General features: G+C 31.7%; 14 protein-coding genes and 1 pseudogene. 8 read left to right on the forward strand and 7 right to left on the reverse strand.

Annotated features, from left to right (window positions below; translation table 11 throughout):
* Positions 1 to 100 precede the first annotated feature (100 nt).
* Both AJN64_RS03640 and AJN64_RS03645 read left to right on the forward strand, forming a co-directional pair.
* Positions 101 to 1,374: pseudogene (locus AJN64_RS03640) on the forward strand (MFS transporter).
* On the forward strand, positions 1,371 to 2,372 hold the full coding sequence (locus tag AJN64_RS03645) for a sugar phosphate isomerase/epimerase family protein (RefSeq protein ID WP_070292698.1): 1,002 nt from the start codon (positions 1,371 to 1,373) through the stop codon (positions 2,370 to 2,372). The pseudogene AJN64_RS03640 and the gene AJN64_RS03645 overlap by 4 nt, the downstream one beginning before the upstream one ends.
* On the opposite strand, the gene AJN64_RS03650 is transcribed toward AJN64_RS03645, so the two are convergent.
* The 7 genes from AJN64_RS03650 to AJN64_RS03680 all read right to left on the reverse strand — a co-directional run bounded on the left by AJN64_RS03650 (position 2,365) and on the right by AJN64_RS03680 (position 7,798).
* A complete protein-coding gene (locus AJN64_RS03650; RefSeq protein ID WP_002921400.1) occupies positions 2,365 to 3,225 on the reverse strand; it encodes a VirK family antimicrobial peptide resistance protein in 861 nt (286 codons plus the stop codon). The genes AJN64_RS03645 and AJN64_RS03650 overlap by 8 nt on opposite strands.
* A complete protein-coding gene (rseP, locus tag AJN64_RS03655) occupies positions 3,218 to 4,324 on the reverse strand; it encodes an RIP metalloprotease RseP (protein WP_070292699.1) in 1,107 nt (368 codons plus the stop codon). Before rseP ends, AJN64_RS03650 begins: the two co-directional genes overlap by 8 nt.
* Positions 4,321 to 4,857 (reverse strand): CDP-diacylglycerol--glycerol-3-phosphate 3-phosphatidyltransferase, encoded by a 537-nt coding sequence (gene pgsA / locus AJN64_RS03660; RefSeq protein ID WP_002921409.1) that lies wholly within the window; start codon positions 4,855 to 4,857, stop codon positions 4,321 to 4,323. The genes rseP and pgsA overlap by 4 nt, the downstream gene beginning before the upstream one ends.
* Before the next feature lie 124 nt (positions 4,858 to 4,981).
* The gene (locus tag AJN64_RS03665) at positions 4,982 to 5,587 is read right to left on the reverse strand and encodes an NAD(P)H-dependent oxidoreductase (RefSeq protein ID WP_002921411.1); all 606 of its coding nucleotides are present in this window, start codon (positions 5,585 to 5,587) and stop codon (positions 4,982 to 4,984) included.
* The gene (locus AJN64_RS03670) at positions 5,587 to 6,207 is read right to left on the reverse strand and encodes an NAD(P)H-dependent oxidoreductase (RefSeq protein WP_070292700.1); all 621 of its coding nucleotides are present in this window, start codon (positions 6,205 to 6,207) and stop codon (positions 5,587 to 5,589) included. Before AJN64_RS03670 ends, AJN64_RS03665 begins: the two co-directional genes overlap by 1 nt.
* A 64-nt stretch (positions 6,208 to 6,271) precedes the next feature.
* Entirely contained in the window at positions 6,272 to 6,697 is a 426-nt protein-coding gene (locus tag AJN64_RS03675; protein ID WP_002921415.1) for a GNAT family N-acetyltransferase, read from the reverse strand.
* Between the two features lie 12 nt (positions 6,698 to 6,709).
* Positions 6,710 to 7,798 carry a CinA family protein gene (locus AJN64_RS03680; RefSeq protein ID WP_002861788.1) on the reverse strand — a complete coding sequence of 363 codons (1,089 nt, stop codon included), beginning with the start codon at positions 7,796 to 7,798 and terminating at the stop codon, positions 6,710 to 6,712.
* Positions 7,799 to 7,896: 98 nt separating this feature from the next.
* On the opposite strand from AJN64_RS03680, the gene ileS reads away from it, so the two are divergent.
* From ileS to AJN64_RS03710, 6 genes are read left to right on the forward strand one after another with little or no spacing between them, the layout of a single operon-like run.
* Positions 7,897 to 10,650, forward strand: a complete 2,754-nt coding sequence (gene ileS, locus AJN64_RS03685) for an isoleucine--tRNA ligase (RefSeq protein ID WP_070292701.1) — start codon at positions 7,897 to 7,899, stop codon at positions 10,648 to 10,650.
* Entirely contained in the window at positions 10,644 to 10,754 is a 111-nt protein-coding gene (locus AJN64_RS03690) for a membrane protein (protein ID WP_002869114.1), read from the forward strand. Before ileS ends, AJN64_RS03690 begins: the two co-directional genes overlap by 7 nt.
* Positions 10,751 to 12,112: an Asp-tRNA(Asn)/Glu-tRNA(Gln) amidotransferase subunit GatA gene (gatA, locus tag AJN64_RS03695; protein ID WP_070292702.1), complete on the forward strand. Its 1,362-nt coding sequence runs from the start codon at positions 10,751 to 10,753 to the stop codon at positions 12,110 to 12,112. The genes AJN64_RS03690 and gatA overlap by 4 nt, the downstream gene beginning before the upstream one ends.
* 9 nt (positions 12,113 to 12,121) lie before the next feature.
* Positions 12,122 to 13,579 carry an IMP dehydrogenase gene (gene guaB, locus AJN64_RS03700; RefSeq protein ID WP_002921420.1) on the forward strand — a complete coding sequence of 486 codons (1,458 nt, stop codon included), beginning with the start codon at positions 12,122 to 12,124 and terminating at the stop codon, positions 13,577 to 13,579.
* Entirely contained in the window at positions 13,576 to 13,749 is a 174-nt protein-coding gene (gene xseB, locus AJN64_RS03705) for an exodeoxyribonuclease VII small subunit (RefSeq protein ID WP_002853034.1), read from the forward strand. Before guaB ends, xseB begins: the two co-directional genes overlap by 4 nt.
* Positions 13,742 to 14,518 carry a carbon-nitrogen hydrolase family protein gene (locus AJN64_RS03710; protein WP_070292703.1) on the forward strand — a complete coding sequence of 259 codons (777 nt, stop codon included), beginning with the start codon at positions 13,742 to 13,744 and terminating at the stop codon, positions 14,516 to 14,518. The genes xseB and AJN64_RS03710 overlap by 8 nt, the downstream gene beginning before the upstream one ends.
* Positions 14,519 to 14,521 lie beyond the last annotated feature (3 nt).

Genomic DNA, 14,521 nt, shown 5'->3' on the forward strand with positions numbered 1-14,521 from the left:
TGTAATTACCTGTTTATAATTTAAAGGTGAATTTTAACCTTTTATCTTAATCCGTGATATAATTAATTTAAGTTGCGAATTATTAAAAAGGAGGGTGGATATGAATAGTACAAAACCTATTCGTTGGTTTACTTTTATTGTTTTAGTTATTGGTGGGGGAACTGTTTTTAAACTTTCCTCTTTAAAAGATGCTTTTTATGTGCCTATGCAAGAATTTATGAATCTTAGCAATACACAAATTGGACTTGCACTTTCAGTTTATGGCATAGTGCAAACGGTAGGAAATTTTGCATCTATTTATATAGCAGATAGATTTTCTAAAAAAATACTTATTCCTTTTTCATTGGTTTGCGTGGGTTTGGTTGGAATTTATATTTCTACTTTTCCTTCTTTTTATGGAATTTTAATAGCTTGGGGTTTGCTTTCTTTATTTGGAGAAGTTGTGTATTGGCCTGTTTTGCTTAAAGCCATTCGCTTGCTTGGAGATTCTACTCAGCAAGGGAGACTTTTTGGATTTTTGGAAGCAGGGCGTGGAGTTATAGATACTATAGTTGCTTTTAGTGCTTTGGGAATTTTTTTACTTTTAGGTTCTGGCGCAGGTGGACTTAAGGCCGCTATATTATTTTATAGTGCTTGTGTAATTATAGCAGGTATTTTGGCATATTTTCTACTTGAAGATGACAAAATCAAAACCCAAGATGAACAAGGAAATGAAATCAGCAGAAACAAAGCTGCTTGGAATGGAGTTATTAAAGCGATTAAAACTCCTGAAATTTGGGTGGTATCTTTGACTATTTTTACTATTTATTCTGTGTATTGTGGTTTGACTTATTTTATTCCATTTTTAAAAGATATTTATGGTATGCCTGTGGTTTTGGTCGGTGCTTATGGTATTATCAATCAATACACTTTAAAATTAGTAGGTGGACCAATTGGGGGATATTTAGCAGATAAAACCTTTAAATCTTCAACAAGATATTTGCGTTTCGCTTTGATTTTAGCAGCCTTGGCCATATTAATTTTTGTTTTTATGCCCCATGAGAAATTAAATATTTATTTTGGTATGAGTTTAACCTTAGGTTTTGCCGCTCTTGTTTTTACTATGCGTGCAACATTTTTTGCTCCTGTGGATGAGATAGAAATACCTAGGGAAATTAGTGGAGCTGCTATGAGTATAGCTTGTATTTTTGGTTATTCTCCACAACTTTTTTGTTTTGCACTTTATGGTTTTATGATCGATCGTTTTAAGGGTTTATTAGGCTATCAAATTGTTTTTGTGTTAATGGGGATTTTTGCTATTTGTGGTGTGATTGTAACTACGATTTTCTTAAGATGATAGCTAGAAAAAAAGCATTAAAAGGAGTGGCATCATGAAAATAGGTTTAGAAACTGAAAGCATGCATTTATGGTTTCAAAATGGCAGGATGGATATATTTTCTTATATCGATTTTGCTAAAAATTTGGGCTGTGAGGGTGTGATTATAAATATCATTAAAGACTTTGGTTTGGATGAAGAATGGGGATGCTTAGGAAGCGATGACGAAAATCATCTTAAAAAAATTAAAGCCAAATTGGATGAATACAATATGTATTGTGAGATTGACTCTAAGGGTTTTAATAGGGATAAATTTGAAAAAATTGCTAAAGCAGCTTCTATTTTAGGCGCTAAAATTATACGCTCTTATGTGCCCTTAACCGATAAAAATAAAAAGGTTAAACATGCTAGCGATGGGGCTTATGATGATTCTAAAATTACTGCTAGATTCGATAAAGAAGATTTTTTAGCTACAAAAGATGAAATAAAAGCTTTGATACCGATTTTGGAAAAATATGATTTAAAACTTGCTATAGAAAATCATGAGTATCAAACTTCAGAGGATTTGCTTGATTTGTTGAAATTGATCAATCATCCTAAAATAGGATTTTTATATGATTTTGGAAATTCCATGATGGCCTATGAAGATCCTATAAAAGCTTGCAAAGACATGGCTAAATATACTTTTAGCACGCATTGTAAGGATCATATAGTTTTCATTGAAGAGGGTGTAGAATATGTTTGCGGCGTTCCTTTGGGAGAAGGAAATTTAGACATTAAAACTTGTGTAGAAATTCTTAAAAAAGAAGGACTTGACCGTATTAATGTAGAGCAATGTTATCCTTATTGTGCGACTTTTAAAAGAGAAAAAGGAACAGGTGAGGTTAAAGAATTAGGCAAAGGGGCTTTTAAGATAGAAAAAGCTTTGTTTGAAGATTTAAAAGCTATGCAGTATTATTATCCTCAAGAAGTATCTCAAGAATGCTTAGAGAGGCTTTTAAAACTTCAAAAAAAAGGTTGTGAGAAAAGTGTAGAATATTTAAAAAGTATTATTTAGATAAAATTTGAAATAAATTTTGTTTAATATTTTCAAGCATAGCAAAACGTTTTTTATACATGGAGCGTTTTTGCGAAGGGATTTCTTCTAGGTTTTTTTGAGAGTGGTGGAGTTTATAGTATTTGTGTTTATTGATTTTTATTAATTCTCCACCATTTTCTAGCCAAATTTTTTGATAATCTACAAAATAGCCTTTTTCCTTTCCTTTTTGAGAGCGGATTTGATTTTTTTCATGTACACCTAAAGTAGCTTGAAGTTTTAAAATTTCACAAAGCATCTTAGAGCATTCTATAAGTAAAGCAACAGGGCGCAAACCATGACATTTTTTAGTTAAAATTTTATTAATTTCTAAAATATTAAAATCTTTGTATTTATACCCTTGTATACAAGAAAGTAGAAGATTGTTTTCTAAAGTAAAGCAAAAATTACATTGTAAGATTGTGTATTTTTTAAATTTTAAAGAAAAAGCCCAAAAACCTTCTTCGCAAACATTATAGTTATATCCTAAAAAAAGCTCAAAATCTTCATCAAAAGAAAAAATTATTTGTTCTTCGGGAAGAAATTTAAAACAAGCAAGTCCCTTATCAACATCATAAATAAGTGTTTTAACGCGTTCATTTGCTTTAAAACTTTTATCGCAAAATCTTCTTGTAGCATTGTAACAAGCATAGGGTCTTTGAGAGAAAAAGTCTTTTAAATGTTTATTTTTTTCTTCATTAAGCGTTTTTTCTAGAAGTCTTACTTGAGGAAAATATAAAATTTTTCTTGCTTGAAAACGCAAATAGCGCCAAAAGATTATACTTTTTCTTCTATCAGTAAAATTTGGAATAGGGTAGGAAAATTTTTTATTCACCTATAATCCTTGATATATCATTATAAGTTGCAAAGAGCATTAGACTTAAAAGTATTGCCATGCCTGTATAGCTTAAATATTCAAAAGCACGCTGTGGAACTTTGCGTCTAAAAATCATTTCATAAATATTAAAAAGTATATGTCCTCCATCAAGCATAGGAATAGGTAAAAGATTTAAAATGCCTAAATTTATAGAAATTAAAGCAGTGATAAATAAAAGTAAAGTAAAGCTATTTTGTGCAGCCTTTGAGGTAATTTCAGTCATGGTGATAATACCGCCTAAATTTTTTGCTTCAACTTCACCACTTATGAGTTTTACAATACCCTTGATGATAAGTGTGGAAGCTTGAAAACTTTCTTGTGAGGCATATTTAAAACTTTCTAAACCTTGGTGTTTTACAAGAGTGCTTACCCCATTTGGACTGACTCCAAGTTGAGGTTTTTCAACGATTTGTCCAAAGTCATTATATCCTTGTCCTATTTTTGGAGTTAAAATAAATTCTAAATTTTTTCCTTCTCTATCGATTAATATTTTCAAAGGCTCTAAACTTAAATGCTTTGAAATTTCATCAAAGCTTTGAATTCTTATACCGTTAATTTCTAAGATAGTATCATTTTTTTGAAGTCCTATGTCTTGTGCAGCAGAGTTTGGCGCTATGCTTCCTATTTGCGGAGCAAGTTTGCTTAGACCTAAATTTCCTATGACAATATAAAGAAAAAAAGCTAAAATCAGGTTAAAAAATGGTCCAGCAAAAAGAATATAAATCTTTTTTAAAGGACTTAAAATACTATAGCTATCTTTGTCTAGATTTTCAAAACCAGGACGCATATCATCTTGTCCTTTAAGTTTAACATATCCTCCAAGTGGTAAAGCGCTTAAGCGATAGTTTGTGCCTTTAAATTCACGTTCTATAAGACTTTTTCCAAATCCTATGCTAAAGACTTCAACTTTTACACCCAAAGATCTTGCAGCTAAAAAATGTCCTAATTCGTGAAAGAAGATTAAAAATGAGATGACTAAAACAGTTGCTAAAAATTCAATAGAATAAAATTTAATTCCCAAAATCAAAATAACAATTAAAAACAATAAAGATCTCATTTTTCTCCTTTTTTTTGAGCTTTTGTATAAGTATAGATGTATTCAAATCCAGAATAAAGAGTTAAAATCAAAGCTATGTAAAGTAGAATTCCTCCGCCTATCCACTCCATGATTAAAAATCCTATCGCAGTCATTTGAAAAGCGGTTTTAAGTTTGCCTGCAAAAGAAGCATTGACATTTAAATTTTCGCTAATCATCACAACTCTAAAACCTGTGATAAAAAATTCCCTTACTAGTATAATATAAATTACCCATTCATTAGCTTTTCCTGTAAGTAAAAGCCCTAAAAAAGCTGCTAATACAAGCATTTTATCAGCTAATGGATCTAAGATTCCACCCAGTTTTGTAGTTTGCTTCCAAGTTCTTGCGATGTATCCATCAAAAAAATCACTTAAAGCCGCTAATGAAAAAGTTAAAGCAGCAAAATAGTTAATCCAACTTTGATGAATATTTTCAAATTTATGAATTAGTAAAAAAAATAATAAAGGTGCTAAAACCATTCTAAAAATCGCCAAGATATTGGGTAAATTCATAACAAGCCTTGTGAAATTAAATGTAAAATTATAATCAAAATTGTATAAAATTTAAGCAAAGACTTAGTAAAAATACAAAAAAGAATCAGTTTATTTTTATTTAAATTTTGCTTTTAAGCAAAATTTAAATAAATTTTACAACTTCATCAAAACTAAAACGATTTTTTTGAGGATTTTTTTCATCGTTGCAATATCCTAAAGCCACCACCAAACTTGATCTTTCTTTTTGAATATCAAGTGATAAATAAGAATCAAGCTTTTCTTTATCAAAACCACCTATAGTGCAGCTTGCTATATTTAAAGCATTAGCACTGTAAAGTATGCTAGCTAGAGCTATATGAGCTTGTTCTCTTGCATAAGATATTTTTTGTTCTTGATTTAGAGATTTTAAAAAAGGCATATAAGTATGTAAGCGTTTTTGAATTTCTGTTTCACTCATATCTCTTTTTCTAAGTTTTTCTTCAAAATAATCTAAAAAATCAAGTCTTGAAATGATGATAATTAATGCAGCACAATCTTTTACATGTTTTTGTTGGTTGCAAATTTTAGAAAGTTCTTCTTTTCTTTTTTCATCTTGCACTGCTATAAATTTCCAAGGTTCCAGTCCTAAGGAGCTGGGGCTTAATCTTGCTATTTCTAAAATAGAATTTAAATCCTCTTTATTGAGTTTTTCATTTTTAAAATTTCTACAAGAATATCTTGTGCTAAAAATTTCAAGTTCTTTTTTCATTATTTTTCCTTGTAAAATTCGACGACTTCATTAAAATTTAAGCGTTGAGTAGAATATTTTGGTTCGTGGGCTTTATATCCTAAGGATAAAATTACAGCAGTTTCAAAAGGATAAGTTAAATTAAGAAAATTATCAATCTTAGCTTTTTCAAATCCACCTATCATACAAGAATCAATACCCAAGCTCATTGCAGCTAGCGACATTTGCATCATAGCAAGATAGCATTGAAGTTGTGCGTAATGATAGAGTTCATTATCATTCATTGCATTGGTTTTATGGGTGTAAATTTCTAAAATTTTTTGAAAATTTTCTTCGCTAGAACCTGAGAAACGACGCACTTGTTTTTGTACAAATTCATCTTTGCTTTGGAGATCTTTTCTTGCTAGAAAAATGATATTATGACTCGCACTTGCTACATTTTGTTGATTGTAACATAGGGTTGAGAGTTTAAGATTGTGTTCTTTTTGTTCCAATACTACAAATTTCCAAGGCTCAAATCCATGTGAGCTTGGGGCTAAGACTCCACTTTCTAAGATAAAATGCAAATCCTTTTTATTGATTTTTTTATCATTAAAAAGTTTACAAGCTCTGCGTTTTGAAATTAGTTCTTTAAAATTCATTTTATTCCTTAAAATCAAAAAATAATAATATTAATTATAAAATGCAAAGCTTAATCAAAAAATATTATAGTTTGATATTTTTCTTAAAAACAAAACCGGATTTTTCAAAACCCATTTTTTGGATATAAAATTCATGAGCTTGTGTTCTAAAAAAACTTGAACTTAGTTCTAATTCTTCATATCCTTGATCTTTTGCCCAAATTTGGATTTTTTTCAAAAAAGCTTGACCTATACCTTTTCCTCTTAAAGCTTCATCTACGACAAAATCACAAATATAAAGACAATGGTTATGATAAAGTACATTAAAAGGCATGACTCCACAAGCTGCTTTGTAGCTTCCCTCATTTTCATAGGCAAAAAGTTTATAATGTTGAGTTTGTGTAGCAAGTTGGAATTTGTCTAAAAAATCTTTCAAAGATAGGTTATTTCTTAATTGTTTTATCAAGGGATAAATTTTTTCCAAGTCTTCTTTTAGCTTAATTTCTTTCATTGTTTAAATCCCTTAAATTTCAAAAATCTCAGGTTTTAATTTTAAAAGTAGGCAAAAAGTTGCCAAAACAGCTTGTTCTTGCATAAATTCACGATCTCCATCTAAATAAAGCGTTTCTTGGATAAAAGTTCCATCTCTAAACATTGCACCTATATAAATAGTGCCCGATTTTATTTTTCCCTCATCTTTTTCGCCAACTACTCCGCTAATAGCTAAGGCAAAATCAGGATTAGCTGTTTTAAAAATACCTTTTAGCATAAAATAAACACAACGTTCACTGTATTCGCCATTATTTTCTAAGACGCTTTCGCTAATTCCAAGCCATTCGTGTTTGATGCGGTTGGAATAACTTATAATAGATCCTTCGAAAATTTCACTTACACCTGAAATTTTGGTTAAGGTGCTTGCACAAAGTCCGCCTGTGCAACTTTCAGCAAAAGAAATTTTTAATTTTTTTTCTAAAAGTTTAGAGCTTATAAAATGTATAGGATCTTTACCTAAAAACACCTTTTGTCCAAAAAGATTTTTTACGCTATTTAAAAAACCATCAAGTTTTCCAAAATTAGCGCAAGTGGCCTTAATAAGCACAAGATTATCTAAAAGCTTGGTTGATTTTATGCTTATCTCATAAGATTTTGTTAGGGTTTGCAGTAGTAATATAGCGCTTTCATCATCCATGCCAAAAATGCAAAAATATGCAAAATTTAATTTTATATGCCCAAGAAGATTGGGTAATTTTTCGCTTGGATTTATTTTAACGACATTGATTTTTGAATTTGAAAAATTACACACAAAGCTATTTTTACTAAATTCTGCTTTATCTGGAACCAAGGTATCATCTTTTAAGATAAGATTATCATCATTTAAAGTTGCTAAAATTTTAGCAACAGTCGCATAATGCAAAGGGCTTGTAAATAAAGTGATAAAATCATACTGATTTAAGAGGTTTTCAAGCAAAAAGGGTAAATCTTTATCGGTTTTATTTTGTATGCGAATTTCGTTAATTTCTTTAAATTTTTCTTCATAAGTTCTATAAATATAATTTTTGAATTTTTCGTTTATAGTAAGCTCATCTCCTATAAGATAAAGCAAATGTTTCATAAATTTTCCTTTTTTTCTTATAATTATAGCCAAAAACAAAGTAGAAATTAAAGCTAATTTGAGTAGAATTTAAGATTATTAAAAATTAGGTGGAAAAAATGGACTACAAAGAAACTCTACTTTTGCCCAGCACTACTTTTGCTATGCGGGCGAATTTAGCGGAACTTGAACCGCAAAGATTTAAAAAATGGTTTGAGCAAAATTATGCTTATGAAAAAATGAAAGAAAATCGCAAAAATGCGAAAAAAAGTTTTACCTTGCACGATGGCCCCCCTTATGCTAACGGACATATTCATATAGGACATGCTTTAAATAAAATTTTAAAAGAAACTATTATCAAAACGCATTATTTTAAAGGTGAGAGTGTGCGTTTTACTCCAGGGTGGGATTGTCATGGTTTACCTATAGAACAACAAGTAGAAGTAAAGCTTGGAGAAAAGAAAAAAAGCTTAAGCAAGAAAGAAATTCGTGAGTTTTGCAGACAACATGCGAGTGAATTTGTAGATATCCAAAGAGAAGAATTTAAAAATTTAGGCATTATTGCGGATTGGGATAAGCCTTATTTGACTATGAAATTTGAGTTTGAAGCAGCGATTTATAGAACTTTATGCGAGATTGCTAAAAAAGGCTTACTTTGTGAGCGTTCTAAACCTGTTTTTTGGAGTTGGGCGGCAAGGTCAGCTTTAGCGGAAGCTGAAGTAGAGTATCAAGATAAAGAAGATTATTCTATCTTTGTGGCTTTTGATTTAGATGTAAAAGCTTGCGAAAAATTAGGCGTTTCAAAAGCAAGCGCAGTGATATGGACAACTACGCCTTGGACTTTGGTGGCTAATCAAGCTATAGCCTTAAATCCTAACGAAAATTATGTGATCACTAAAGAAGGTTTGATTTTTGCAAGTGCTTTGCTTAAAAGCATGGTAGAAAAAGGACTTACAAGTGGAGAAATTCAAAAAGAACTCAACGCAAAAGAATTTGAAAAACTTGAAGCTATCAATCCTTTAAATGGAAGAAAATCTGTTTTAATTATGGGCGAGCATGTATTGATGGATGGTGGAAGTGGACTTGTACATACTGCACCAGGACATGGCGAAGATGATTACTATGCTTGTTTGAAATACGGTATTGAAGTTTTAATGCCTGTTGATGATAGTGGATGTTATGATGAAACTTTAAGAGCTAAAGGGCTTTTGCCTTCTCATTTGCTTGAAGAGTTTATAGGTCTTCATATTTTTAAGGCCAATGAAAAAATTTTAGAACTTTTAGGCGAAAAACTTTTACATTCTTCTAAATTTATACACTCTTATCCATTTTGTTGGAGAACGCATAAGCCTGTGATTTATAGAGCTACTAAACAATGGTTTATTTTAATGGATGAACCAAAACTTCAAGGAAAAACTTTAAGAGAGTGTGCAAAAGAACAACTTTTAAAAACAACCTTTTATCCGCAAAGTGGGGTAAAAAGAATAGGTTCTATGGTGGAAAATCGCCCAGATTGGTGTATTTCAAGACAAAGGGACTGGGGAACGCCTATAGCCTTTTTTAGAGATAAAAACACTAAAGAAGTGATTTTTGATGATGAACTTTTTGACTTTGTAGCAGCTATTTTTGAAAAACACGGTGCTGATGCGTGGTGGGAGTTTGAAATCAAAGATTTAATTCCTACAAATTCAAAATACAAAGCTGAAAATTTAGAAAAAGTATATGATATTTTAGATGTTTGGTTTGATAGCGGAAGTACTTTTAATGCAGTTTTAAATAGCGGACTTTATGACGCAGGAGAAAAAAGAGCAAGTATGTATTTAGAAGGAAGCGATCAGCATCGGGGTTGGTTTCAAAGCTCTTTGCTTGTAGGTACAGCGATCAATGAAAGCGCACCTTATGAAAGCATTTTAACTCATGGTTTTACCACCGATGAAAAAGGGCAAAAAATGTCTAAATCTAAAGGCAACGTGATCGCTCCTGAATATGTAGCAAAAACCTATGGAGTTGAAATTTTAAGACTTTGGATACTTTTAAGTGATTATTCAAGTGATTTAAAAATTTCAGACAATATCTTAAAACAAGTGGGCGAACAATACCGCAAAATAAGAAACACTATAAGATTTTTACTTGCTAATACCAATGATTTAAAAGATTTAGAAGTTAAAGAATTTAGTTTTATTGATAAATGGATATTAAGTCGTGCAACCAAAGTTTTTAAAGCAAGTAAAGAAGCATTTTTTGCTTATGAATTTGCTAAAGGTTTTAGTTTGCTTTTAAATTTTTTAAGTGCGGATTTAAGTGGGATTTATCTTGATATCAGTAAAGATAGACTTTATTGTGATAGCGAAAATGCTCAAAGAAGAAAATCTGCTCAAGTGGCTATGGCTTTGATAGCAAAAGAGCTTTTAAATTTACTTGCTCCAAATTTAAGCTATAGTGTAGATGAGGCTTTAGAACATGCTAATGTTTTAATCAAAGGCGATGCAAAAGATGTATTTGATCTAAGTTTAACTCAGGATTTTGATTATGATTTTGGTATAGATGATACATTTTTAATGAGTGCTAGAGAGAAATTTTTTGAACAAATTGATATGCTTAAAAAAGATAAAATCATTAAATCTACTTTGGAATTAAATTTAAACATCAGTTTTAATAAATTCCCAAATGAGGAATTAGCCGATTGGTTTATGGTAAGTCAAATCAGCAATGAAAATGAAGAAATTTTGGCTGAATTTGAAGTAGAGAATGAGAAATTTAAAATCACCAAAGCTTCACTTTGTAAATGCCCAAGATGTTGGAAACTTCAAAGTAAAAATGAAGAAACACCTTGTTTAAGATGTGAAGAAGTTTTAAAAGGAGTTCAATGCTAGAAAATCCGATTCCAAATAGTATTATCATCACAACTATAGCGGTGGTTTTGGCTTTTAGTGCTTTAGCAGTATTTTTGATCAAAAAAACAAAGGAAAATAAATGATAACTTTAAAAGAAGCTTTAAAATACTCCAAAGAAGAACTTGAAAATTTAAAAAAAGAACTCAATGAAAAAGCAAAAAAAGAAAAAAAATTAGGTGCTTATATTGAACAATTTTTAGATAAAGACTTAAGTGTTTCAGGTGAAGGTGTGCCTGTAGCTATAAAAGATAATATCAGCGTAAAGGGCTGGGAGCTTACTAGTGCGAGTAAGATTTTACAAGGTTATATTGCTCCTTATGATGCAAGTGCGATTGTTAATTTAAAAGCTAATGGTTTTTCTCCTTTTGGGCGTTGCAATATGGATGAATTTGCTATGGGAAGTTCAACAGCGAGTTCTTGTTATGGAAAAACTTTAAATCCTTTAAATTTTGAGCGTGTTCCAGGTGGGTCAAGTGGTGGAAGTGCTGCTGCGGTAGCGGGTGGCTTGGCTTTGGCAAGTTTGGGTTCTGATACAGGTGGATCTGTACGCCAACCTGCGGCTTTTTGTGGTTGTGTAGGATTTAAACCGAGTTATGGAAGAGTGAGTCGCTATGGCTTAGCTTCTTATTCTTCAAGTTTGGATCAAATCGGGGTTTTAACGCAAAATGTAGAAGATGCGGCAATTTTATATGATGCGATTGCAGGATATGACAAAATGGATAGCACAAGTGCAAATATCGAGTTTATCAAAACCGTTCCAAATTTAAATGCAAATAAAAAATTAAAAATCGCAGTGATTGAAAATTATGTCAATGATGCAGATAGTGAAGTAAAAAACGCACTTTTAAAAACCATAGATATGTTAAAAGCTAATGGACATGAGATTGTATATAAAAATTTGCTTGATTCTAAGTTTGATATCGCAGCGTATTATATCATCGCAACAGCTGAAGCAAGTGCAAATTTAAGCCGCTATGATGGGGTGCGTTATGGTAAGCGTTCTGAAAATATCCAAAATTTAAAAGAAATGTATGTAAATACACGCAGCGAAGGTTTTGGCGAAGAAGTAAAAAGAAGAATTTTGTTAGGAACTTTTGTTTTAAGCAGTGGATATTATGATGCGTATTATATCAAAGCGCAAAAAGCTAGAGCTTTTATCAAGGCAAAATATGAAGAAATTTTGCAAGATTGTGATCTTATTTTTATGCCTGTAACTCCTACAACGGCTTTTAAATTTGATACTCAAAAAAGCCCTATGCAAACTTATTTAGAAGATGTTTATACTATCTCTGTAAATTTAGCAGGGCTTGGAGGCATTAGTGTGCCTGTTGCAAAAGATAAAAAAGGGCTTAATATATCAGCACAACTGATTTGCAAAGCTTATGATGAACAAACCTTGTTAGACGGGGCTTTAAGTTTAGAACAAATGATTAAAAATTAAGGATGAAAGATGAAAATTGTAAAAAGAGCTTTAACTTTTGAAGATGTATTATTGCGTCCTGGGTATTCTGAAGTTCTACCTAAGGAAGTAAAAATTCACACTAAACTAACAAAAAATATCACTTTAAATATGCCTTTAATCTCTGCGGCTATGGATACTGTTACTGAACACAGAGCTGCTATCATGATGGCAAGACTTGGAGGGCTTGGAGTGATTCATAAAAATATGGATATAGCTTCACAGGTTAGAGAAGTAAAAAGAGTGAAAAAAAGCGAAAGTGGGGTGATTATCGATCCTATTTTTGTAAGTCCTAAGGCAAGTGTTGCGGAGGCTTTAGAAATTATGGCAGAGTATAGAATTTCAGGTGTTCCTGTAGTAGATGAAGATAAGAAACTAATAGGCATACTTACCAATCGTGATTTAAGATTTGAGAGCGATTTTTCAAATTTGGTTGAAAATGTTATGACTAAAATGCCTTTAATCACTACTCCAAAGGGTTGTACTTTAGATGATGCGGAAAAAATTTTCAGTACCAACAAAGTAGAAAAACTTCCTATAGTTGATGAACAAGGACGCTTGGAAGGACTTATCACTATAAAAGATCTTAAAAAACGCAAAGAATATCCTGATGCCAATAAAGATAATTTTGGAAGATTACGCGTGGGTGCGGCTATAGGAGTAGGGCAAATGGATCGTGTGGATGCTTTAGTTGAAGCTGGCGTTGATGTTGTTGTGCTTGATTCTGCGCATGGACATTCTAAGGGTATTATTGATACAGTAAAAGCGATTAAAACCAAATATCCAAATTTAGATCTTATCGCAGGAAATATCGCTACTGCAGCCGCAGCAAAAGCACTTTGCGAAGCAGGGGTGGATGCGGTTAAAGTAGGTATTGGGCCAGGAAGTATTTGTACTACACGTATTGTTTCAGGTGTGGGTGTGCCTCAAATTTCAGCCATTGATGAGTGCGTGGAAGAAGCAAATAAATTTGGCGTTCCTGTGATAGCTGATGGCGGGATTAAATATTCAGGTGATATTGCAAAAGCTTTAGCTGTAGGTGCGAGTTCCGTTATGATAGGATCGCTTTTAGCTGGAACAGATGAGAGTCCAGGAGAGCTTTTTACTTATCAAGGAAGACAATATAAGTCTTATCGTGGTATGGGTTCGCTTGGGGCTATGCAAAAGGGAAGTTCAGATAGATATTTTCAGCAAGGTACCGCTCAAGATAAACTCGTTCCTGAAGGTATAGAAGGGCGTGTTCCTTATGTGGGAAGTATAAGAAGCGTGGTGCATCAACTTTTAGGAGGTTTGCGTTCTTCTATGGGTTATGTTGGAGCTAAAGATATAGAAGATTTTCAAAAAAGGGCTGAATTTGTTGAAATTACTACCGCAGGGCTTAAAGAAAGTCATGTACATGATGTTACTATCACTCATGAAGCACCAAATTACAAGGTCAATCATCAATGAGTTTTGAAGAAAATTTAAAACACGCTAATGAATCTTTGGAAAAATTAAACAATCAAGAGCTTGCCTTAGATGAAAGTGTAAAAATTTACAAAGAGGGTTTAGAAAGTATCAAAAAAGCAAGACTTGAGCTTGAAAAAGCAAAATTAGAAGTGGAGCAAATCGATGAGTAAAATAGCGGCTTTACAGTTTCCAACTTTAGCTTTAAGTGAATCAAGGCTTGATTATTATCTCAAAGCTTCAAAAGACAATGGGGCAAATTTAGTAGTTTTGGGCGAATATGTGATCAACAGTTTTTTTACAGAACTTTTGCATATGCCAAAAAATATGATAAAAGAACAAAGTGAAGCTAAAAAAGAAAGCTTGATTAAACTTGCTAAAAAATACGAATTAGAAATCATCGCTCCTTATGTAAGCGTTGAAGCTAAAAGTTATAAAAAACTTTGCTTAAAAGTGACTCCAAATGGTGTTAAAAGTTATGAACAGCAAATTTTAATGCCTTATGAACATTGGAATGAAGAAAAATTTTTCAGCAACAAAACTCCATCAGAATTAAAAATTTTTACTTTTAATTATGAAAAATTAAAATGTGCTTTACTTTTTGGTTTTGAGACGCATTTTGATATTTTTTGGCAGCAGATTATGGCGAAAAAAATTGATTTGGTTATCGTTCCTAGTGCTTGTACCTTTGAAAGTAAACAAAGATGGGAAGAACTTTTAAAAACAAGAGCGTTTTTAAATTCCACTAGCATTTTAAGAGTCAATCGCATAGGCAAAACAAAAGATGAATGGAATTTTTACGGCGATACTTTGTTGATCAATGCTTTTGGCGAGATAGAAAGTAAATTAGGTTCTGAAGAAGAAATGCTTATTATAGAGCCTAAAAAAAGTGATGAAGCAAGAAAACTTTGGGGTTTTGATAAAATTCTTAAGAATTTTTAAAGA

This window comes from Campylobacter sp. BCW_4332, assembly GCF_001763175.1.
Classification (GTDB): Bacteria; Campylobacterota; Campylobacteria; order Campylobacterales; family Campylobacteraceae; genus Campylobacter_D; species Campylobacter_D jejuni.